Annotated in this window: 19 protein-coding genes; 6 read left to right on the plus strand and 13 right to left on the minus strand. The window is 63.4% G+C overall.

Annotated elements, in window-relative coordinates:
* Positions 1–42: 42 nt before the first annotated feature.
* The 7 genes from tadA to treP all read right to left on the minus strand — a co-directional run bounded on the left by tadA (position 43) and on the right by treP (position 9,551).
* Complete coding sequence (gene tadA / locus PVZ78_RS18215) at positions 43–537, minus strand: tRNA adenosine(34) deaminase TadA (protein ID WP_009050615.1); 495 nt, start codon at positions 535–537, stop codon at positions 43–45.
* Positions 537–1,913, minus strand: coding sequence for a multicopper oxidase family protein (locus tag PVZ78_RS18220; protein WP_257372789.1), 1,377 nt, complete (start codon positions 1,911–1,913; stop codon positions 537–539). The genes tadA and PVZ78_RS18220 overlap by 1 nt, the downstream gene beginning before the upstream one ends.
* A gap of 263 nt (positions 1,914–2,176) precedes the next feature.
* Positions 2,177–2,473: a PTS transporter subunit EIIB gene (locus tag PVZ78_RS18225; protein ID WP_028683309.1), complete on the minus strand. Its 297-nt coding sequence runs from the start codon at positions 2,471–2,473 to the stop codon at positions 2,177–2,179.
* Between the two features lie 2 nt (positions 2,474–2,475).
* Positions 2,476–5,013 carry a phosphoenolpyruvate--protein phosphotransferase gene (gene ptsP / locus PVZ78_RS18230; RefSeq protein ID WP_273829026.1) on the minus strand — a complete coding sequence of 846 codons (2,538 nt, stop codon included), beginning with the start codon at positions 5,011–5,013 and terminating at the stop codon, positions 2,476–2,478.
* Between the two features lie 60 nt (positions 5,014–5,073).
* Positions 5,074–6,297: a maltoporin gene (locus PVZ78_RS18235; protein WP_053262495.1), complete on the minus strand. Its 1,224-nt coding sequence runs from the start codon at positions 6,295–6,297 to the stop codon at positions 5,074–5,076.
* A 107-nt stretch (positions 6,298–6,404) separates the two neighbouring features.
* Positions 6,405–8,054: an alpha,alpha-phosphotrehalase gene (gene treC / locus PVZ78_RS18240; protein WP_053269832.1), complete on the minus strand. Its 1,650-nt coding sequence runs from the start codon at positions 8,052–8,054 to the stop codon at positions 6,405–6,407.
* 54 nt (positions 8,055–8,108) lie between these two features.
* Complete coding sequence (gene treP, locus PVZ78_RS18245) at positions 8,109–9,551, minus strand: PTS system trehalose-specific EIIBC component (RefSeq protein WP_016703477.1); 1,443 nt, start codon at positions 9,549–9,551, stop codon at positions 8,109–8,111.
* Between the two features lie 337 nt (positions 9,552–9,888).
* On the opposite strand from treP, the gene treR reads away from it, so the two are divergent.
* Positions 9,889–10,593, plus strand: coding sequence for a trehalose operon repressor (gene treR / locus PVZ78_RS18250; protein WP_009050622.1), 705 nt, complete (start codon positions 9,889–9,891; stop codon positions 10,591–10,593).
* Between the two features lie 22 nt (positions 10,594–10,615).
* Here treR and PVZ78_RS18255 read toward each other — a convergent pair whose 3' ends face one another.
* The 6 genes from PVZ78_RS18255 to PVZ78_RS18280 all read right to left on the minus strand — a co-directional run bounded on the left by PVZ78_RS18255 (position 10,616) and on the right by PVZ78_RS18280 (position 16,513).
* The gene (locus PVZ78_RS18255; protein ID WP_009050623.1) at positions 10,616–11,137 is read right to left on the minus strand and encodes a helix-turn-helix transcriptional regulator; all 522 of its coding nucleotides are present in this window, start codon (positions 11,135–11,137) and stop codon (positions 10,616–10,618) included.
* A gap of 2 nt (positions 11,138–11,139) precedes the next feature.
* Positions 11,140–11,421: a hypothetical protein gene (locus PVZ78_RS18260; RefSeq protein ID WP_009050624.1), complete on the minus strand. Its 282-nt coding sequence runs from the start codon at positions 11,419–11,421 to the stop codon at positions 11,140–11,142.
* Positions 11,422–11,711: 290 nt separating this feature from the next.
* Positions 11,712–13,289: a glutamine-hydrolyzing GMP synthase gene (gene guaA / locus PVZ78_RS18265; protein ID WP_009050625.1), complete on the minus strand. Its 1,578-nt coding sequence runs from the start codon at positions 13,287–13,289 to the stop codon at positions 11,712–11,714.
* Positions 13,290–13,388: 99 nt separating this feature from the next.
* Positions 13,389–14,858 (minus strand): IMP dehydrogenase, encoded by a 1,470-nt coding sequence (guaB, locus tag PVZ78_RS18270; protein WP_009050626.1) that lies wholly within the window; start codon positions 14,856–14,858, stop codon positions 13,389–13,391.
* 195 nt (positions 14,859–15,053) lie between these two features.
* A complete protein-coding gene (locus PVZ78_RS18275) occupies positions 15,054–15,602 on the minus strand; it encodes a hypothetical protein (RefSeq protein WP_009050627.1) in 549 nt (182 codons plus the stop codon).
* Between the two features lie 143 nt (positions 15,603–15,745).
* Positions 15,746–16,513 (minus strand): sulfite exporter TauE/SafE family protein, encoded by a 768-nt coding sequence (locus tag PVZ78_RS18280; RefSeq protein ID WP_273829027.1) that lies wholly within the window; start codon positions 16,511–16,513, stop codon positions 15,746–15,748.
* Between the two features lie 102 nt (positions 16,514–16,615).
* Between PVZ78_RS18280 and PVZ78_RS18285 the strand changes: the two genes are divergently transcribed.
* The 5 genes from PVZ78_RS18285 to PVZ78_RS18305 all read left to right on the plus strand — a co-directional run.
* A complete protein-coding gene (locus PVZ78_RS18285; protein WP_038634878.1) occupies positions 16,616–17,518 on the plus strand; it encodes a LysR family transcriptional regulator in 903 nt (300 codons plus the stop codon).
* Positions 17,519–17,609: 91 nt separating this feature from the next.
* The gene (gene xseA, locus PVZ78_RS18290; protein WP_124300371.1) at positions 17,610–18,989 is read left to right on the plus strand and encodes an exodeoxyribonuclease VII large subunit; all 1,380 of its coding nucleotides are present in this window, start codon (positions 17,610–17,612) and stop codon (positions 18,987–18,989) included.
* 3 nt (positions 18,990–18,992) lie between these two features.
* The gene (locus PVZ78_RS18295; protein ID WP_273829028.1) at positions 18,993–19,814 is read left to right on the plus strand and encodes a peptidoglycan DD-metalloendopeptidase family protein; all 822 of its coding nucleotides are present in this window, start codon (positions 18,993–18,995) and stop codon (positions 19,812–19,814) included.
* Between the two features lie 335 nt (positions 19,815–20,149).
* Positions 20,150–21,829: a 2-isopropylmalate synthase gene (gene leuA / locus PVZ78_RS18300; protein WP_009050632.1), complete on the plus strand. Its 1,680-nt coding sequence runs from the start codon at positions 20,150–20,152 to the stop codon at positions 21,827–21,829.
* 144 nt (positions 21,830–21,973) lie between these two features.
* Positions 21,974–22,236: transposase family protein (locus PVZ78_RS18305; RefSeq protein ID WP_273828319.1), on the plus strand; the 263-nt coding region annotated here is incomplete at its 3' end.

Below are 22,236 nucleotides of genomic sequence, written 5' to 3' on the forward strand. Positions count from 1 at the left end.
GTCATCGCGAGCAAGCTTCGCTCCTACAGAAGAGGAAGGTGCTCAGTTGCGGCTGGCGCGGCGTGCCTTGAAGAACTCGCTCAACACCGCGCCGCACTCTTCGGCCAGGACCCCGCCCTCGACCAGCACCCGATGGTTGAGAAACCCCTGGCTGAAGAACTGCCCCTGGCTCTGCACGATGCCCGCCTTGGGCTCCAGCGCGCCGTACACCACCCGGGCGATACGCGAATGCACGATCAGCCCGGCGCACATGCTGCACGGTTCCAGAGTCACGTAGAGGGTGCTGCCGGGCAGGCGATAGTTGTCGACCGCCTGGGCCGCGGCGCGGATCGCAACCATTTCCGCGTGGGCGCTGGGGTCGCTGCCGCTGATCGGGCAGTTGTAGCCGCGACCGATGATTTCCCCGTCCTGCACCAGCACCGCGCCCACCGGCACCTCGCCCAGGGCCGCGCCCTGGGCGGCCAGGGCCAGGGCTTCACGCATGAACTCCTGGTCGCGGCTGCGATCGATGATCCGGGCGGGGCGAATCTGCCGCATCAGGCCACCTCGATGGCGGCCATCAGGCCGGTTTCCATGTGGTCGATCACATGGCAATGGAACATCCACACCCCCGGGTTATCCGCCACCAGCGCCACCCGGGCACGCTCGTTCTTGCCCAGCAGGTAGGTGTCGGTGAAGTACGGGGTGATCTTCTTGCGGTTCGAGGCGATGACCTTGAAGCTCATGCCGTGCAAGTGGATCGGGTGCTGGTACTGAGTCATGTTCTTCAATTCGAAAATGTAGCTCTGGCCCTTCTTGAGCGTGGCGATCGGGCGGTCGGCGCAGGTCTTGTCGGTGATGTCCCAGGCCTTGCCGTTGATCTGCCAGAGGCTCGGTGGCCTGCCATTGTCCACGTTCACCGAGACCGAGCCAACCCACTCGAAGTTGAAGTTGAGCTTCTCGGCGTTATCCAGGTCCGGCTCGGCGATCGGGTTGGCTGGCAACGCCGGCGGCCACTCGGTCGGCGCGTCGCTGTTGGCCACCGAACGCAAGGTGCCCAGGCGCACCGGGCCGTTGCGCAGCGACAGCTCTTCGCCGGCCGGCGGCGCCTTGATCGCCAGGCAGATGCGCATGCCCGGCCCCAGCCAGTATTCCTTGCCCAACGGCCGCGGCTCGATGGGGTTGCCGTCCAGGGCATAGATCTGCGCTTCGACACCGGGGATGTTGATGCGGTAGGTCAGGGTGTTGTCGAGGTTGAGCAGGCGCACGCGGGTGATCTGCCCGGCCGGGATCTCCACCACCCCCTGGGACACGCCGTTGATGGTCGACAGGCGCCCCGCCGTGCCACCACGCGCCGCCTCGCGGGGGATGCTGAACGGCACGAAGGCGCCGGCTTCATCCACATGCCAGCTTTTCAGGCTCAGGGTGCGTTCGTACTTGAAGCCGGTGGGCTCGCGCTCTTCGATGATCAGCGGGCCGACCAGGCCGCGGCCCAGTTCTTCGCTGCTGTTGACGTGGGGGTGGTACCAGTAGCTGCCGGCATCCGGCACGCGGAACTTGTAGTCGAAGTACTCGCCCGGCATGACCGGCAATTGCGAGACGTAAGGTACGCCGTCCATTTCCAGCGGCAGGCGGATGCCGTGCCAGTGGATGGTGGTGGCCACCGGCAGGTGGTTGATGAAGCGCACCCGCAGCCACTCGCCCTGGCGCACCCGCAGCTCGGTGCCCGGCGCAGAAGGGCCGAAGGCCCAGGCTTCGGTCTTGTGGCCCGGCACCAGCTCGACGTCCAGCGGCGCGGCGATCAGTTGATAATCGTGGCCTGCCTCGGCGTCGGCCATCTTGCCCAGCCAGTAACGCGACGCGCCACCGGCGCCCACGCCAACCACTGCAAGACCGGCCAGACCACCGAGTATCTGTCGACGGGTAAAGGACATGGACTCAACTACCTCACGTATCCGCGGCAGGCCAGGACCCGCAAAAGGCGAATACGATACACCCGCAGTTGAGAAACAGTAAGGGCGGCGCGGCAAGCGGCCGCAGGTGGGTGGGGCCATGACATGTGAAGAAAAAAAGGCGCTGATCATTCGGACGCTATCGCGAGCAAGCTCGCTCCTACAGGGGAATATGCAGTCCTGTAGGAGCGAGCTTGCTCGCGATCGAGTGCGCAGCACTCGCATAAACCCAGGCTCGACAGCGGCTACGCAGATAACCCGACAAGCAGATGCACCACGCCTCCCGCCAGCGCCATCGTCCCGAGCACGCCAGCGCTGCGTAAGGCCACAACATCGAGCAAGGTCGGATCATGCAATTCCACCCGCACCCGGGTCAGGGCCACGCGCTGCCGGGTCTTGAGGTTGTTCGCACCGCCCAGCGCCGCAATAACGGCCTCGCCCAGGGCGGCGTCATCCTTGGCCTGGGTTGTGGTTTTCGGCTGGTCAGGCACCAGGTCCGGGGTCAGGGCCTTCCAGAACGCCCGCTGCAATTTCTCGAACATGTTCAGTTCTCCAGAACCAGTGAAGGGGCCAGCGTCGACTGTTGATGCTGGTGCAAGGCGTCGCGTACCTGTTCGGCGCTTTCCAGGCCGAGAATGCGTCCGGCAAGGGCCTGGCACTGGCTCAGCTCGACCTCGCGCACGCGGGCCTTGATCGCCGGAATCAACGGCACGCTGACCGACAGTTCGTCCACGCCCAGCCCCAGCAGCAGCGGCACCGCCAGGGTTTCCGAAGCCAGCGCCCCGCAGACGCCGACCCACTTGCCGTGGGCATGGGCGGCCTTGACCGTGGAGGCGATCAGGCGCAGCACCGCCGGGTGGAAACTGTCGGCCTGGCTGGCCAGGCGCGGATGATCGCGGTCCATGGCCAGGGTGTACTGGGTCAGGTCGTTGGTGCCGATGGAGAAGAAATCCACCTCCGGCGCGAACAGGTCGGCCAGCAGCGCCGCCGACGGCACTTCGATCATGATCCCCAGCTTCGGCAACTCCTTGAGCCCCAGGGCCAGGGCTTCGTCCTCCAGCATCTGCCGCGCCTGCCGCAATTCCGCCAGCTGGGTGACCATCGGCAGCATGATGTGCAGGCGGGCCAGGCCGGCGCTGGCGAGAACCGCCCGGAACTGTTCGCGCAACAGCTGCGGGCGCTCCAGGCACAGGCGGATCCCGCGCATGCCGAGGAAGGGGTTGGCTTCAGGCTCCATCGGCACATAGGCCAGCGGTTTGTCGCCGCCGACATCCAGGGTCCGCACCACCAGGTTGCGCTCCGGCCCCAGGGCCCGGGCGATGGCGCTGTAGGTCGCGGCCTGTTCTTCATGGCTCGGGGCGACGCTGCGGTCCTGGTAAAGAAACTCCGAGCGCAGCAGGCCGACGCCCTCCCCGCCCAGGTCCATGGCTTGCTCGGCCTCGGCCAGCGAAGCGACGTTGGCCGTCACCTCGACATGATGGCCGTCGCGGGTCACCGCGGCCTCGGCGGCCTGTTCCAGCTCCTGGCGCTGGCGCTGCTGTTGCTGCTGACGCCGGGCCTGCAACTGCTCGATCACCGCCAGCTTCGGGTCCAGGTGCAATTCACCCTGGTCGGCATCCAGCAGCACCGGCGTGCCGCTGGCCAACGCCAGTACCTGTACCGGCAGGCCGCAGACCGCCGGCAAGCCCAGGGCCCGGGCCAGAATCGCCACATGGCTGGTGGCGCCGCCGCCGACCGTGGCAAACCCCAGCACCTTGCGGGTATCGAGGCCGGCGGTCTGGGACGGGGTGAGCTGCTCGGCAATCAGGATCGCCTGCTCCGGCAGGACCCAGGCGCTGTCCTGCACGCCCAGCAGTAACTTGAGCACCCGCTGCCCGACATCCATCAGGTCCAGGGCGCGCTCGGCCAGCAACGGATTGCCCAGGCCCTTGAACAGCTCGGCGGTGGCCTCGGTGGCGCTGTTCCAGGCGAATGCCGCGCTTTTGCCGTCGGCGATCAGGGCATGGGCCTGCTCCAGCAGGCTCGGGTCTTCCAGCAGTTCCTGGTGAGCCTTGAATATCTCGCCCTGGGCGGTGCTGGCGGCCTTGTCCCGCAGGACTTGCAAGGCCTCGGTGGCCTGCGCCAGCGCCCGCTCCAGCAGCTCGCGTTGCACCGCCTGATCGGCGGCGAGTTCGATAATCTCGAGCTTCTGCTCGGCCACCTGCACCACCTGCCCGAAGGCCGATCCCGTCGAGGCGCAGACGCCCCGCAGCAACTTGCCCGATGGCGCGGCAACCGGCGCCACAGGTTTGGCGGCGATCACCGCGCTCACCGCCTCGCCACAACCACTCGCCAGCAACTCGGCCAGGGCCTTGATCGCCGCCTCGGCATCCGCGCCCGCCGCGCTGACTTGCAAGGCATCGCCCTGCGCGGTCTGCAACGCCATGATCGCCACCAGGGACTTGGCGTTGGCGCTGGCCTGTTGCTTGTGCAGGCAGATGCTCGCCTTGAAGCCCTTGGCCGCCTGGGCGAACACCGCCGCCGGGCGCGCATGCAGGCCATTGGGATTAGGCAGCGTCACGGGTTTGGAGAACAGCGCCTCGCCCTCCTCCTCGGGCTCTGTGCTTGGCGCAGGCTCGCCCAGGCTCAACTGCAACAGCGGCTGGCCACTGTCCACCAGTGCACTGTTCGCAGTCAGCCAGGTGAAGGGCTCGCCACTGACCACCAGCATCAGCGTCAACAGGCTGCGGGCATGCACGGCGATGTAGTCAGCATCGAACTCGATCAGCGGCTGCCCGGCCTCGACCCGTTGGCCCTCCTGCACCAGGCGGCTAAAGCCCTTGCCCGCCAGGTTCACCGTGTCCAGGCCGATGTGCATCAGCACCTGCACCCCGTTGTCGTCAGTGATGCTCACCGCATGGCCACTGTCCTGCACGTTGCTGACCACTCCGGCCAGCGGCGCGCGCAGGGTCTGCGAGGTCGGGTCGATGCACAGGCCGTCACCGATGACCCGGCTGGAGAACACCGGGTCCGGCACTTGCTCCAGGGGTATCAACAGCCCGGACAGCGGCGCGAGCAGTTGCAATTGTTGGGTTGTAGCCATGACTTCACCTGCTGTTTGTTCTTGTGAGTGCCGATGGAGCGCGAGCCCCGACAGCATCGCTTATTTCCACCAGTATTCGACCTGCAATCCGACGTTCGCACCATGCCTGGCCGTGCCGAAGGCGCCGGTATCGGACAACGCCGAGCCCGCCGCCAGCTCATTCGCCGCGCGCTTGGCGGCCTGGTTCCAGCTGGCATAGGTGTAGTACAGGCGCACCTCGGGGCGCGCCCAGAATTCCGGGCCCTTGGGCGACCAGGTCGGGGCGAAGGTGAACTTGCTGAGCTTGCGCGTGCCGCCGGGGGCCTCGACCTGGTCGTGGCCCAGCTCGGTGACCAGCTTGAACTGCTCGCTGATCGCATAGGCCGGGCGGATACCCAGGGAGATCCAGTTCTGGTCGTTACCGTCGGGGCGGATGTCTTTCTGGTAGATCGCTTCGACCTGCCCGCCAAAGCGCGGGGTCAGTTGCCAGTCGAAGAACTCCACCAGCCGGTAGCTCTTGTTGCTGTCGTCCAGTTGCACATTGCCGGTGTAACCCAGCCCGGTACCCGGGCCTTCGCCGTACTGCAACGCCAGCTTGTTCTTGCCGCCCAGGAAGTCCTTCTGCACGTGCTGGGCGGTGATCGCCCACCCCCGATGGGCGTCGCGGCTGTCGGGCTTGTCGATGTAGCTCAGGCCCAGCTCCAGCTCGCCGCCGGGGTTGGTCTTGAAACCGGCGACGTTGAAGTCGTGCCGGTTGATGTAGTCCTTCTGGTACAGGTTGTCCTTGCGCGAGAAGGCGTAGCTGTATTTCAGGTCGCCGATCAGCACGTCCTCGATACCGCCGCCGGTGGCGCTCTGGTTCCAGTAGTAGAAGTCGGAGATATGGATGTCGTTACGCTTGTAGTAACGCCGGCCAGCCCACAGCGAGCCGCCATTGAGGCTGGGCATGTTCGACCACTGGGCATACATCTGCGGCATGCGCGCCGAGCCGTTGTCGCCCTGGAAAGTCAGGCTGCGGTCGTACTGGTTATAGAGCGACGCCATGGCGTCGACGCTGAGCACCGAGCCGTCGTCCAGGGTGTAGAGGTCCTGGCGCAGCTCCAGCTCGGCGTACTGTTCGCACTCGTTGCCCAGGCGGTATTTGGACTGGGCGCCGGGCAGTTGGAAACACGACTGCGAGCTGCTGTTGACCGAGGTCCCGAGACCGCTGCGCAGGTAACCGGCGAACTCCAGGGCCTGGGCCGGGAACGGCAAGGCCAGGCAGACGCAAGAGGCTGCAAGGCCGCGATTTATTGTTGTTTTCATAAGCCACCCCATTATTTTTATTCTGTGTGTGCCCCGCAGGCGCCCCCCTACCGGCGAGCGAAAGCTCGCGGTGTGCCGGGCACGCCGCGCTCATGCGGGGAAGGTTGTCAGCGGTCGATCAGGTGCAGGACAAAGGACTCGTAAGGCCGCAGGAACAGCTGGCGGCTGCGGGTTTCATGGTCCGCGTAGTTGCTGATGACCAGGCGCTGCTCCATGCGCTCGGTCATCACTCCCTCCGGCAACTGCACTTCGCAGGCGCTGCCGTAGAAATTGTTCACCACCAGCAGCCGCTCGCCCTGACCCTCGCGCAGATAGGCCCAGACCTGCGGGTGCTCGGCCAGCAGCTGGCGATATTCGCCGTCCTGGATCAGCGGCTCGCGACGACGCAGGGCAATCAGCTGGCGGTAGTGGTGCAACACCGAATCCGGGTCTTCGAGCTGCTGCTCGACGTTGATTTGCGCGGCACTGGCCGGCACGCCGATCCAGGGTTCGACGCTGCTGAAACCGGCATGGGCCCCGGCATTCCATTGCATCGGCGTGCGCCCGTTGTCCCGGGACTTCTGCATGATCGCCGCCATGTTGTCCGCCTCGCTGTCACCGGTTTCGCGCTTGAGGCGGTAGATGTTCAGGGTCTCGACATCGCGGTATTGGTCGATGTGGGTAAAACCGGGGTTGGCCATGCCCAGCTCCTCGCCCTGGTAGACGAACGGCGTGCCCTGGAGGAAGTGCAACGCGGTGGCGAGCATCTTCGCCGAAACCACCCGGTATTCGCCGTCGTCGCCAAAACGCGACACCACCCGCGGCTGGTCGTGGTTACACCAGAACAGCGCGTTCCAGCCGCCACCGGCCTGCATGCCGCTCTGCCAGTCGGAGAGGATGCGCTTGAGCTGGAGGAAGTCGAAATCGGCGCGAATCCACTTCTGCAGGTTCGGGTAATCGACCTTCAGGTGGTGGAAGTTGAAGGTCATCGACAGCTCTTTCGACTCGGGCTGCGAATAACGAATGCAGTGCTCGAGGCTGGTGGAGGACATCTCGCCGACGTTGATCAGGTCAAAGCCCTCGAAGACCTCGCGATGCATCTGCTGCAGGTACGGGTGCACGTTCGGGCCGTCGGTATAGAAGCGCCGGCCATCGCTGGCGTCTTCCGGGAAATCGGCCGGTTTGGAGATCAGGTTGATCACGTCCAGGCGGAAGCCGCCCACGCCCTTGTCGCGCCAGAAACGCATCATCTTGAACACTTCGGCGCGCACCCGGGGGTTGTCCCAGTTGAGGTCGGCCTGGGTGTGGTCGAACAGGTGCAGGTAGTACTGGCCGGTCTGCGCTTCGTACTCCCAGGCGGAGCCGCCGAACTTGGATTCCCAGTTGTTCGGCTGGTCGCGCCAGATGTAGAAGTCGCGGTACGGGTTGTCGAGGCTGCTGCGGGCCTGCTGGAACCACTCATGTTCGATAGAGGTGTGGTTGACCACGATGTCCAGCATCAGCTTGATGCCGCGCTTGCCGGCCTCGGCGATCAGCAGCTCGCAATCGGCCATGGTCCCGTAGCTCGGGTCGATGGCGTAGTAGTCGCTGATGTCGTAGCCGTTGTCGCGCTGCGGCGAGCGCAGGAACGGGGTGAGCCACAGGCAATCGACCCCCAGCCAATGCAGGTAGTCGAGCTTGTCGACCACCCCCAGCAGGTCGCCGGTGGCCTGGCCGCTGTGGCTGTAGAAACTCTTCGGGTAGATCTGGTAGATCACCGAACGCTGCCAGTCTTGCATGGCGGGCTCCTTCAATGGGTTGGGTACTGGCCTTGGGGGCCTTATCGCGATCTGTCAGGCGACGCGATACCCCGGCCGGATGATCTTCATGCTCAAGCCGCAGGTCAGTACGAACGGCACCACCAGGGCGACGACCATGCCGACCACGAACATCGGGATGTACTGGGGAATGATCGAGATGAACCCCGGCAGCCCGCCGACGCCGATGGCCGAGGCCTGGACCTTGTTCAGCGAGAGGAAAATGCTGCCCAGCGCCGAGCCGATCAGCGCGGCGTAGAACGGGAATTTGTAGCGCAGGTTGACCCCGAACATGGCCGGCTCGGTGATGCCGAAATAGGCGGAGATCGCCGAGGTCGAGGCCATGCTGCGGTCCCGTGCGTTGCGGCTCATGCTGAACACCGCCAGCGCCGCACTGCCCTGGGCCAGGTTGGACATGACGATCATCGGCCAGATGAAGGTGCCGCCCTGGGTCGAGATCAGTTGCAGGTCCACGGCGAGGAACATGTGGTGCATGCCGGTGATCACCAGCGGCGCGTAGAGCAGGCCGAAAATCGCCCCGCCGACCATCGGTGCCAGTTCGAACAGGGTGACCACGCCTTCGGTGATCAGGATCCCCAGGTGCCGGGTCACCGGGCCGATCACCGCCAGCGCCAGCACGCCGGTGACCACTATGGTGGTGATGGGCACGACCAGCAGGGTGATCGCGTTCGGTACCCGCGCCCGCAGCCATTTTTCGATGACGCTCATGACGTAGGCCGCCAGCAGGATCGGCAGGATCTGCCCCTGGTAGCCGACCTTCTCGATCTGGAACAGGCCGAAGATGTCGAAGTACGGCAGGCTCTGGCCCTCCAGCCCGGCCACGGCCTTGCCGTAGTTCCAGGCATTGAGCAGGTCGGGATGCACCAGCATCAGGCCCAGCACGATGCCGAGGATCTCGCTGCCGCCAAAGCGCTTGGCCGCCGACCAGCCCACCAGTGCCGGCAGGAATACGAAGGAGGTGTTGGCCATCAGGTTGATCAGGCTCCACACGCCATCCAGGGTCGGGTAGGCCTCGAGCAGGGTGCGGCCCTCGATGAACATGCCCTTGGCGCCGATCAGGTTGTTCACCCCCATCAGCAGGCCGGCAATGATCAGCGCCGGCAGGATCGGCATGAAGACATCGGAAAACACTCGCACCAGGCGCTGCATGGCGTTGGTCTTGTCGGCGCCCTTCTGCTTGACGTCGGCGATGGTGGATGCGGCCAGCCCGGTGAGTTGGCGCAACGCGGCATAGACCTTTTCGACTTCGCCGGGGCCGATGACCACCTGGAACAGGCCACCGGTGAAAAACGAGCCCTTGACCAGATCGATCTGGTTCAGCGTCGCGCTGTCCACCAGGCTCGGGTCCTTGAGCGCCAGGCGCAGGCGGGTGACGCAATGCGCGGCTTGTTCGAGGTTGTCGGCGCCACCGAGGCTGTGCAGCAACTCGCTGGCGATCGTGGAGTAATCGTGGCTCATGCTTGTTCTTCCGCTTTGGTTTTTTGTTATTGGCAGCACGCCGAAGCGAAAAATACTCGTCTGTACGAGTTAAATCAACAACTCGTACAGACGAGTTTGTCGGTGCCGCTCCGAAATACAGGTCGCAGTGAGTTTCTTCTGCGCGAGAACCGCTCTAGATCCGTGTTTTCCGGCAGAGCACGCCATGCGCGACAGAAAATTCTTAAACTGCTGTAAGGTATTTCATCGCCAGTTCAACACCCGCAACCAGGCGTTCGACCCCAGCGTCTCAAATAGACAAATCCGCTCACGGCCCTTAAGGTTCCCGCCTTGAGCGCAGACGGCACAGAGCCATCCCATGAGTAAATACAACCAGATCTACAGCGATCTGCTTGCCAGCATCACCACCGAGCGCCTGGAACGCGGCGCTCGCCTGCCTTCCGAAACCGAGTTGATGGACAGCTACCAGGCCAGCCGCGGCACCGTGCGCAAGGCCATCGAGCAGTTGCAGGAGCGCGGCTTCGCCCAGAAGATCCATGGCAAGGGCACTTTTGTGCTGTCGCCGCACCCGATCGAGTTCCAGCTGGGCGGCATCGTCAGCTTCCAGGAAACCTATCCACGCCTGGGCAACGACGTCAGCACCGAGGTGGTGGAGTTCACCCAGTTTCCCCTCGAAGGCGCGTTGCGCGAACACCTGCAGGCCGAGGAAGGCAGCCTGATTACCCGCATCAAGCGGGTGCGGCGTATCGATGGCAAACGGGTGATTCTCGACATCAACCACTTTGTCGCCGAGTTGATCCCGGGGCTGGACCGGCAGATTGCCGAGCACTCGATCTACGCCTACATCGAGCAGACCCTGCAATTGCAGATCAGCTACGCTCAGCGGACCATCGAAGCGATCCCACGCACCCGGGATGACCAGCAGCACCTGGACCTGGAAGGCCAGAGCCACGTGATAGTGGTCAGCAACCAGACCTTCCTGCAGGACGGCCGACAGTTCGAGTACACCGAATCACGCCACACCCTGGACAAGTTCTACTTCTCGGACGTCGCCCGACGCTGACCGTCGCGGCGGGCCCGATCACTCAGCCCAGCAGCGCCACCAGTTCGGCGCTCGGGGTGCCAACCCGCCGGGCCTCCTTGGCCAGGTTCACGGACTGCGCGACCCGCGCCACCTCTATCACTGGGTGCTGCAACTGGTAACCGCCCCGGGCATCCAGCCAGCTCAGCACTTCCGCCAGATGCCAGAGCGAGGCACTGCCCTCGTGGATCGCCAGGGGGAAGCTGCCGGCATGGTTGAGCATCAGCTTGCGCATGTTCTGCCGGGAGACCCCGACAATGTCGGCAATCTCGCTCAGGCCGACGAAATCCGGGCTGGCCTCTACCAGCCGCGCATCCGGAATGATCCGCTTGATATCGCCCAGGGCACTGAGCAGCGCCGCCTCACCGCTTTCGGCCTCGCGGCTGAACTCCAGCGCCAGGCGCCCCGCCAGCCCGGTACCGACCAGCGCATCGGTGCAGCCCCCCGCGCCAAGGCGCTCCACCAGTACGTCTGGGTCACAGTCGTGGGCAGGCAGCAGGTAGTTGAGGGTAAACAGGTATTCCATGGTCATGACTCCCGACGAGGTTGCGGGACTTTCCCGCCGCGCAGCTGATTCAGCGTGCAGTTGTCGACTACCCGGCACAGCGCCCGGGCATGCTGGAGGGGGTTTTTCGGCGTGCTCCACACACTGGTGATGCAGAACTCGCCACACCGGCACACCTCGCTGTTGTAAGGGCAGTAGATCTTGCCCCAGGCATGACTACCGCCGACTTCGACGCGCCAGCCCTGCCACTCGGCGTAACGCAGCGCCATTTCAATGTCTTTCTTGGGATGAGGTGTGCGAGCCATCCATGGCCTCCAGTCTCGTCAACAATGAAAAGGTTGTCAACTGACAACCATGAATTCTTTCAACGCCTGCGCCGGCATCGCCAAAGGCCGCCGCTGGGAGTTCGATGAATGTCTGTCGAGGGTACACAGGCCAGGCGGGCGACGATGGGCCCATGTCTTTCCTGGTATTGCGGGAGGGCTGGAAAGCGGGCGTTTTAAAGACCCTGAAACACAAATGGCGATCGACACCCGAAGGTCTCGATCGCCATTGCTGTTGCCTGAACGATCAGCAGCCGATCACTCGGCCGGGATCATTCCCACTCGATGGTGGCTGGCGGCTTGCTCGACACGTCATAGGTGACGCGGGAGATGCCTTCGATCTCGTTGATGATCCGGCCGCTGACGGTTTCCAGCAGCTCGTAAGGCAGGTGCGCCCAACGTGCGGTCATGAAGTCGATGGTTTCCACGGCACGCAGGGCCACGACCCAGGCGTAACGACGGCCGTCACCGACCACACCCACCGATTTCACCGGCTGGAACACCACGAACGCCTGGCTGACCTTGTGGTACCAGTCGGCCTTGCGCAGCTCTTCGATGAAGATGTGGTCGGCGCGACGCAGCAGGTCGGCGTATTCCTTCTTCACTTCGCCGAGGATGCGCACGCCCAGGCCCGGGCCCGGGAACGGGTGACGGTAAACCATGTCGTACGGCAGGCCCAGTTCCAGGCCCAGACGACGGACTTCGTCCTTGAACAGCTCGCGCAGGGGCTCGACCAGCTTGAGGTTCATCTCTTCCGGCAGGCCGCCCACATTGTGGTGCGACTTGATCACGTGGGCCTTGCCGCTCTTGGCGCCAGCCGACTCGATCACGTCCGGGTAGATGGTGCCCTGGGCCAGGAACTTGATGTTGTCCAGCTTGCAGGATTCGGCATCGAACACGTCGATGAAGGTACGGCCGATGATCTTGCGCTTCTTCTCCGGGTCGGCTTCGCCGGCCAGGTTGTTGAGGAACTGCTCCTCGGCGTTGGCGCGGATCACCTTGACGCCCATGTTCTCGGCGAACATGGCCATCACTTGCTCGCCTTCGTGCAGGCGCAGCAGGCCGTTGTCGACGAAGACGCAGGTCAGCTGGTCGCCGATGGCCTTGTGCAGCAGGGCCGCGACCACCGAGGAGTCGACGCCGCCGGACAGGCCGAGCAGAACGTTGTCGGTGCCCACCTGGGCACGCACCTGGGCGATAGCGTCTTCAGCGATCTTCGACGGCGTCCACAGGGCTTCGCAGCCGCAGATGTCGAGGATGAAGCGCGACAGGATGCGACCGCCCTGCTTGGTGTGGGTCACTTCCGGGTGGAACTGCACGCCGTAGTAGCGCAGGTCGTCGTTGAACATGCCGGCGATCGGGCAGCTCGGGGTGCTGGCCAGGATGTGGAAGTCTTCCGGCATCTTGGTGACCTTGTCACCGTGGCTCATCCACACGTCGAGGCCGAACAGGCCGTCAGCGTCGACGTGGTCTTCGATGCCGTCCAGCAGGCGGCTCTTGCCGACCACATCGACGCGGGCATAACCGAATTCACGCAGCTCGGAACCCTCGACCTTGCCGCCCATTTGCTCGGCCATGGTCTGCATGCCGTAGCAGATACCGAAGACCGGCACGCCCAGGTCGAACACCGCTTGCGGGCAGCGCGGGCTGTCGGCTTCGTGCACGGACTCGGGGCCGCCGGCGAGGATTACACCTTTTGGAGCGAATTCGCGAATCGCTTCGTCATCCATGTCGAACGGATGCAGTTCGCAGTACACGCCGATTTCACGCACGCGACGGGCGATCAACTGGGTGTACTGAGAACCGAAATCGAGGATCAGGATGCGGTGGGCATGAATGTCGAGGGCCATGATTCAGTCTCGTCTAGGTAATTCGAAAACAGTCGTGATTCAGAAACGACTCGGGGCTGAATAAAACAGCCCCGGTCATTTAACGTTTTGCTTGAAGCATCAACCTACGCGGTAGTTCGGCGCTTCCTTGGTGATCTGCACGTCGTGGACGTGGGACTCAGCCATACCGGCGCCAGTGATGCGTACGAACTCCGGCTTGGTGCGCATTTCTTCGATGTTGGCGCTACCGGTGTAGCCCATGGAAGAACGCAGGCCACCCATCAGCTGATGGATGATGGCGGTCAGGGTGCCCTTGTACGGAACACGGCCTTCGATGCCTTCCGGAACCAGCTTCTCGGCACCCGCGGAGGAGTCCTGGAAGTAACGGTCGGAAGAGCCCTGGGCCTGGGACATGGCGCCCAGCGAACCCATGCCGCGGTAAGCCTTGTAGGAACGGCCCTGGAACAGTTCGATTTCGCCTGGCGCTTCTTCGGTACCGGCGAACATCGAGCCCATCATCACGGCGGAAGCACCAGCGACGATGGCCTTGGACAGGTCACCGGAGAAGCGGATGCCGCCGTCGGCGATCAATGGAACGCCGGTGCCTTCAAGGGCTGCGGCGACATTGGCGATGGCGCTGATTTGCGGTACGCCGACACCGGCGACGATACGGGTGGTGCAGATCGAGCCCGGGCCGATACCGACCTTGACTGCGTCGGCGCCAGCGGCGGCCAGGGCCTTGGCAGCGGCACCGGTGGCGATGTTGCCGCCGATCACTTGCACTTGCGGGTAGTTTTCCTTGACCCAGCGAACGCGATCGATCACGCCTTTGGAGTGACCGTGGGCGGTGTCGACCACCACCACGTCCACACCGGCGTTGACCAGGGCGGCAACACGGTCACCGGTGTCTTTACCGGTACCGACCGCAGCACCTACGCGCAGACGACCTTGATCGTCCTTGCTGGCCAGCGGGTAAGCCTTGGCTTTTTCGATGTCGTTGACGGTCATCATGCCCTTGAGGGCGAACTTGTCGTCGACGATCAGCACGCGCTCGATGCGGTGCTTGTGCAGCAGCTCGCGCACATCGTTCTTGTCGGCGCCTTCCTTGACCGTGACCAGGCGCTCTTTAGGCGTCATCACTTCACGGACGCTGGCGTCCAGGCGGTTTTCGAAACGCACGTCACGGGAAGTGACGATGCCGACCAGGTCGCCATCGTGCAGTACCGGCACGCCGGAAATGTTGTGCATGCGGGTCAGTTCGAACAGGTCGCGCACCGTGGCGTCAGCCTCGATGGTGATCGGGTCTTTGACGACGCCGGCTTCGAACTTCTTGACCTTGCGGACTTCGGCAGCTTGCTGCTCGATGGTCATGTTCTTGTGGATGATGCCGATGCCACCTTCCTGAGCCATGGCGATTGCCAGACGGGCTTCAGTGACGGTGTCCATTGCGGCGGAAACCAGTGGAATATTCAGCTCGATGCCACGGGTAAGACGGGTCTTGAGACTGACTTCGTTAGGAAGCACCTCGGAATAACCAGGCACTAGGAGAATGTCGTCGAAGGTCAGAGCTTCTTGGCTGATACGCAGCATCGCGGGGGCTCCCGAGCGGGAAAATGGAAGCGCGCCATTATACTCAGACACCTACCCGGGCTCAATGTAAAACTCTGTCTATTATCAACGGGGTGATGGATGGGGAATTTGCCGGAACGCAGCGTCTGTTTCGCGGGCCAGCATTGCACCTGCCGACGATGAATCCAGCACCCGGACCCGGTTGCCGAAATCCCCTTACAACTCCACCTTCACCCAGCTCACCGGCTGATCCAGCCATTCGGCGAACTCGTCGAGAAAGCTCTGCTTGAACCCGGCCTCGGCCCAGTTGTTGAAGATGAAACCGAGGTTGGAAAACCCGCACTCCTGCAAGAACAGAAAACCGTTGATGTCATCTTCATGCCCGCATTCGGGGCAGGTGAAGTTATCGGTGCGCCCGGGCATCCAGTCTTCCAGGCTCTCGAACAGCGCCTCCCCCACTTCCTGGCGGCACTCGGCGCAGCCCGCTTCCTCGAGAAACCCCTTGGCCGGGGTGTAGATGCAGCGCTTGGTAATGATCTCCAGGCCGTTGACCGGTTCGCCGAAGGGCAAGGCCTCCGGGCGCAGCACGACTTCGCGCGCGCCCGGGGCAATGGCGTGCGCCATGCGATTGCCGGTACGGCCACAGGTGCTCAAGGCTTCCTCGACGATGTTCTTGCGCACCAGCCAGCGCACGATCGCCCGGGCGCGAGGTTCGTGAACCGGCAAGGTGGAGATTTTCGGGACGATGATGCTTTGCGAGTTCATGGGTGGGGCCTGAAGCGTTTGAAGGGAAGTCTGCGTCGCCTGTTCGGACGGTACGCCTGTGAGCCGATACCTACTAATAAGTGTAGAAGTCGACATGCCGGGTAGATCCGAGGGCCCGCAGCTTAATCCCTGAACCCCACAGGTCAAGTACTCAGGTAACGACCGATCAGGGCAATGCCGCTGGCGAGCACCAGCCAGGTCACCAGCCGGACGAACGCCTCGCGGGACAGCTTCAGGGTCAGCCGCCGCCCCATCCACAAGCCCAGCGCCATCGCCGGCAACAAGCACAGCGCCAACAACAATAAAGGCAGCTGCGCATAAACCCCGGCAATGGCGAACAGGCTCAGGCGCACCACCGTGCTGCAACCGATCAACGCACTCTGGGTGGCCCGCGCCGCATCCTTGGGCAGGCGGCTGTTCAGATAGATCGCATATAAAAAGCCGCCACTGCCGAACAGCGCCCCGAACGTCCCACCCACGGTCCCCATGGGAATCGCCCAGCCCGCCGCCAGCGCCTTGGGCCTTGCCTTGACCCACAGGCTGTACACCGCATAAGCGCTGATAAACAGCCCCATCAACAGCAGCAACAGGTCGGACTTGAGGTTGAGCAGGAAGATCACCCCGAGGGTGCAGCCCAGCGCCATGCACGGCAGCAGGCGTACCAGCTCGGAGCGATCGACATCCCGCCGCGACGGCAAGAGATTGCCGAAGGCCGCGACAAAATCCAGCAGCACCAGCAGCGGGATTATCTTCGACAGCGGCATGAACAGGATCAGCACCGGCCCGGCCACCAGCGCCGTACCGAACCCGGCAATGCCGAACACGATATAGGCCAGGGCGATCCCCAGGCCGATCGCCAACCAGCCACTCGCCCCCCACGACCACTGCCCCAACAACTCGACCATGCTCATCGATTCGCCATCCTTCTTTAATCAAGGAATGACTTTAGCCAGCCACAAGCCTTGCGACTAATATCATCAAAGCCAGCAACCCATCTCAAAAAGGCATGACGAGTGATTTCAACCCGCCAACTGCGCTACTTCGTGGAAATCGCCGACAGCGGCAGTTTCAGCGCCGCCGCCGAACGCCTGTTCGTTGCCCAGTCCGCCCTCAGTCGGCAGATCAAGGAACTGGAGATCCACCTCAAGACCCCGCTGTTCGAACGCACCGCGCGCCTGCCCAGGCTGACGGCGGCGGGTGAAGCCTTCTACCCGCGCGCCCGCAACCTGCTCGACGAGCTGAACAAGGCCAGCGAGCTGGCAACCCAGGTCGGCCATGGGCAACTGGGGACATTGCGCCTGAGCCACTCCAGCACGGTGTCCATGAGCGGCCGTTTGCTGCGGGCCATCAGCGGTTATCTGGAGCAGTGCCCGGGCGCCTTGATGGACATCGCCACCCTGTCTTCCGAAGCGCAGTTGGAGGAAGTCGCCGAAGGCCGGCTGGATATCGGCCTGCTACGCCTGCCGGTACTGCGCCAGCGCGAGGGCGTGCAGATCACGCCGCTGTTCAGTGAGCGCCTGCTGCTGGCCCTGCCGCCGGGCCATCCTCTTGCATTAAGCCCTCCTGAACGGGGCGTGGATCTGGCGCAACTGCGCGACGAAGCCTTTATCTCCATTCCCCATCCACAGCGTGGAGGCCTGAGTTACCTGTCGGCCGAGTTGTGCATGCGCCAGGGCTTTTTCCCCAAGGCGGCGCGGGTGTTGTCGCGCAAGACCACGCAGTTGCAACTGATCCAGGCCGGATTCGGCATCGCCCTGTTGCCCGAATCGATGCAAGACATTGCACCCGCCAGCCTGCACTTCCTGCCCTTGGCGGACCCGGCCTGCCAGAGCACGGTCGCCCTCGCCTGTCGGCAGGACCCGACACCGCTGGTCAAGCAGTTCATCGAACACTTCCATGCCGCCCTCACGCCCTGACCACCGAAGGAGTATTCGAGGCCGGCAGGCATCGTCTCCTTTTGTTTCGATCCATGGAGATTGTTTGCCGAATGCCTTTAAACTGCGCCCCATGATTAAAGATCCCTTTGCAAGACTCGGCCTGGACCGCGAAGTCCTGACCGTCAGCCAGCTCAACGGCCGTGCGCGGGTGTTGCTGGAAGACGTGTTCAGCAACATCTGGGTCGAAGGCGAAATCTCCAACCTCGCCCGCCCGGCGTCCGGCCATGTGTATTTCACCCTCAAGGACAGCAATGCCCAGGTGCGCTGCGCGCTGTTTCGGCAAAATGCCGCACGGGTGCGCCAGGCGCTGAAGGACGGCCTGGCGGTCAAGGTGCGCGGCAAGGTCTCGCTGTTCGAAGGCCGTGGCGACTATCAGCTGATCCTCGATACGGTCGAACCGGCCGGCGACGGCGCCCTGCGCCTGGCCTTCGATGCCCTGAAGGAAAAGCTCAGCGCCGAAGGCCTGTTCAGCGCCGAACGCAAGGTGCCGCTGCCGGCCCATCCGCAGCGCATCGGCATTATCAGTTCGCCGACGGGCGCGGTGATTCGCGACATCATCAGCGTGTTCCGGCGCCGCGCCCCACACGTGGCCCTGACCCTGATCCCGACCGCCGTGCAAGGCCGCGAGGCGACCGCGCAGATCGTCCGTGCCCTGAAAATGGCCGATGCCCGGGGCTTCGACGCACTGATCCTGGCCCGTGGCGGCGGTTCCCTGGAAGACCTCTGGTGCTTCAACGAAGAAGCCGTGGCCCGGGCGGTGGATGCCTGTGTCACGCCAATCGTCAGCGCCGTGGGTCATGAAACCGACGTCTCGATCAGCGACTTCGTCGCCGACGTGCGCGCACCGACGCCTTCGGCGGCGGCCGAATTGCTCGCGCCGGACTCCAGCGACCTGCGGCATCGGGTCGAAAGCCTGCATCGACGCCTGGTAATGCGCATGCGCGATCGGCTGCTGCGCGACCGCCTGCGCCTGGAAGGCATGGCCCGGCGCCTGCGTCACCCCGGCGAACGCCTGCGCCAGCAAGCACAGCGCCTGGACGACCTGGACATGCGCATGCGCCGGGCATTCGAGCGCAGCCTCAATACCCGTCGCGAACGCCTGATCCGCCTGGAAACCCGGCTTGCCGGCCAGCACCCCGGGCGGCAACTGGCGCTGCTGCGGCAACGCCTCGACAGCTTGGCCGAACGCCTGCCACGGGCCATGCGCGAAGGCCTGAAGTCCCGGCGCCTGCAACTACAAAGCCAGATCCAGACCCTGCATGTGGTCAGCCCGCTGGCCACCCTCGGCCGTGGCTACAGCATCCTGCTGGACGAGCGCGGCCAGGCCATTCGCAGCGCCGCACAGACCCAGCCGGGACAGCGCCTCAAGGCCCGTCTTGGCGAAGGCGAACTGCAGGTCCGGGTCGAAGACAATCACCTGACGCCTGTCACCCTCTCTTTACTGGATTGATCCATGCCGCGTTTTCTAAGCTCCCTGCTGTTGCTGTGCCTGACCTTCAACGCCCATGCCGATAGCTACATCACGCGCCTGCTGAACAAACCAGTGCCCGGCGGCGTGGCGGTGATCGACCTGGGCAGCGCCGCCCAGGCGCCCAAGGCCAGCTACCAGGGAAAACCGCTGCTGGTGATCAAGGAACAGAACAACTGGCTGGCGATTGTCGGCATCCCCCTGAACGTCAAGCCCGGCCCCCAGCAGATCAGTGCTGGCGGTCGCAACCTGAACTTCAGTGTGGGCAGCAAGAAATACCCGGAACAGCACATCACGCTAAAGAACAAACGCCAGGTCAACCCCGATCCGGCCGACCTCAAGCGCATCGACGCCGAGTTGGCCGAACAGGTTCGCGCCTACCGCAGTTTCAGCCCCAATACCCCGAGCAATCTGCTGCTGGACAAGCCGGTGAGCGGCCCGCTGTCGAGCAAGTTCGGCGTTCGCCGCTTCTTCAACGGTGAGGAGCGCAACCCGCACGCCGGACTGGACTTCGCGGTGCCCGCCGGCACGCCGATCAAGACGCCCGCGGCCGGCAAGGTGATCCTGATCGGCAATTACTTTTTCAACGGCAACACCGTATTCGTCGACCACGGCCAGGGCTTTATCAGCATGTTCTGCCATATGTCGAAGATCGACGTGAAGGTCGGCCAGCAACTGGCCCGCGGCGGCGTGGTCGGGAAAGTCGGCTCCACCGGGCGCGCCACCGGGCCGCACATGCACTGGAACGTCAGCCTGAACGATGCCCGGGTCGATCCGGCGATCTTTATCGGGGCCTTCCAGCCCTGAGTCAGACTCCCGCAGGGATTGCACAGGTTCAAAAGTCTGCGCAATAAGATCGAAGCAGCCGCTAACCTTTCAGAATAAAATCTCGAAAATCTTCCACTTTAAGAGATTTATCTCAATTTTTTTCGACTGCTTGCCATCTTTCACCCCAATGGTTAGGGTTGAGGGCATGAAAACCTCTCACACCCTCATTCAGCGCCGCCAACACCGAAGCCTCTGCCTCGTCAGCGCACGACTGCCAGGTTGAGTCGCGGTACCTCGTCCCCTGCTTCAAACAGCACACCCATTGATTCACCGGCAGGCCGCCTCTTTTCGGCCCGGACAATAAGGATTTTCCCATGAGCATGCTCAAAGACCCTTCCTCGAAGTACCGCGCGTTCCCGACCATCAACTTGCCGGACCGCACCTGGCCGTCGAAGACCATCACCCGCGCGCCTATCTGGTGCAGCTCCGACCTGCGTGATGGCAACCAGTCGCTGATCGAGCCGATGGATGCGGTGAAGAAGCTGCGCTTCTGGAAAACCCTGGTCGCCGTCGGTGTGAAAGAAATCGAGGCCTCCTTCCCGGCCGCTTCGCAGACCGACTTCGACTTCGTGCGCACCCTGATCGAAGGCGGCCACATCCCGGACGACACCACCATCCAGGTGCTGACCCAGGCCCGTGAAGACCTGATCGCCCGTACCTTCGAATCGTTGCGCGGGGCGAAGAAAGCCATCGTCCACCTGTACAACGCCACCAGCCCGTCGTTCCGCCGCATTGTCTTCAACCAGGACAAGGAAGGCGTGAAAGAGATCGCGGTGAACGCTGCCAAGCTGTTCGTCAAATACGCCGCCCAGCAGCCGGAAACCCAATGGCAGTTCGAATACTCGCCAGAGACCTTCAGCGCCACTGAGCTGGAATTCGCCAAGGAAGTCTGCGACGCGGTGATCGAGGTCTGGAACCCGACGCCAGCCAACAAGGTGATCCTCAACCTGCCGGCCACCGTCGAAGTCGCCACGCCGAACATCTATGCCGACCAGATCGAATGGTTCGGCCGCCACATCAACCGTCGTGACAGCGTGATCATCAGCCTGCACACCCACAACGACCGGGGTACCGGCGTGGCCGCCACCGAGCTGGGCCTGATGGCCGGCGCCGACCGCGTCGAAGGCTGCCTGTTCGGCAACGGCGAACGTACCGGCAACGTCGACCTGGTCACCGTGGCCCTGAACCTCTACACCCAGGGTATCGATCCGGAGCTGGACTTCTCCGATATCGACGGCGTGCGCAAAGTGGTCGAAGAATGCAACCAGATCCCGGTGCACCCGCGTCATCCGTATGTCGGCGACCTGGTTCACACCGCCTTCTCCGGCTCGCACCAGGATGCCATCCGCAAGGGCTTCGCCCAGCAGAAATCCGATGCCCTGTGGGAAGTACCGTACTTGCCGATCGACCCGGCCGACATCGGCCGCAGCTATGAGGCGGTGATTCGCGTCAACAGCCAGTCGGGCAAAGGCGGTATCGCCTACCTGCTGGAGCAGGAATACGGTATCAGCTTGCCGCGTCGCATGCAGATCGAGTTCAGCCAGGTGGTACAGCGTGAAACCGATCGCCTGGGCCTGGAGATGACCGCCCAGCAGATCCACGCGCTGCTCCACAGCGAATACTTGCAGGCCAACACCCCGTACGCGCTGGTCAGCCATCGCCTGCAGGAAGAAAACGGCCACAGCGCCGTGGAAGTGGAAGTGTCCAGCAAGGGCCAGGGCGAGACCAACCTGCATTGGCGCGGCAAGGGCAATGGCGCCCTGGAAGCCTTGGTGGCCGGCTTGCCGGTTCCGGTGGAAATCATGGACTACAACGAGCACGCCATCGGCGCGGGCACCAACGCCAAGGCCGCGGCCTATATCGAACTGCGTGTGAACGGCGAACGCGCGGTGCACGGTGTGGGTATCGATGAAAACATCACCACCGCCAGCTTCAAGGCCCTGTTCAGCGCGCTGAACCGCTCCCTGAGCCAGCTGGACGCCAAGGCCGCCTGACGGTTTTACGGCGACAAAAAAGCCCCGGATGATCCGGGGCTTTTTTATGGTTCTTCACGGAATTCCGGGAAACACAGAAACAAGAACGCCGATTTGATTGATGATGTTCGTGCGAGCAAACACATCTAAAAAACCGGCGTTCTTATGCACGATATTAATACTTTCCTTCCTTTTTGGGAGGGCTTTTCTGTCGTCACGATCAAGCCTGATGGCGATGCCCTACAGATCGATCTGACGCCCCACACCACCCGATTCCCTTCCTGTGGTGGATGCCAAAAGCCCTGTTCAACCACTCACGAGTATTGCGAGCGAGTCGTTCGTGATTTGCCCATTCTCGGCCGTGCAGTGCGCCTCAGCGTTTTGCTCAGACGTGTTGGCTGTCGTGACTGCGGCAAACGCATGGAGAC

Origin of the sequence: Pseudomonas sp. SBT1-2 (assembly GCF_028640875.1) — a bacterium.
Classification (GTDB): Bacteria; Pseudomonadota; Gammaproteobacteria; order Pseudomonadales; family Pseudomonadaceae; genus Aquipseudomonas; species Aquipseudomonas chlororaphis_I.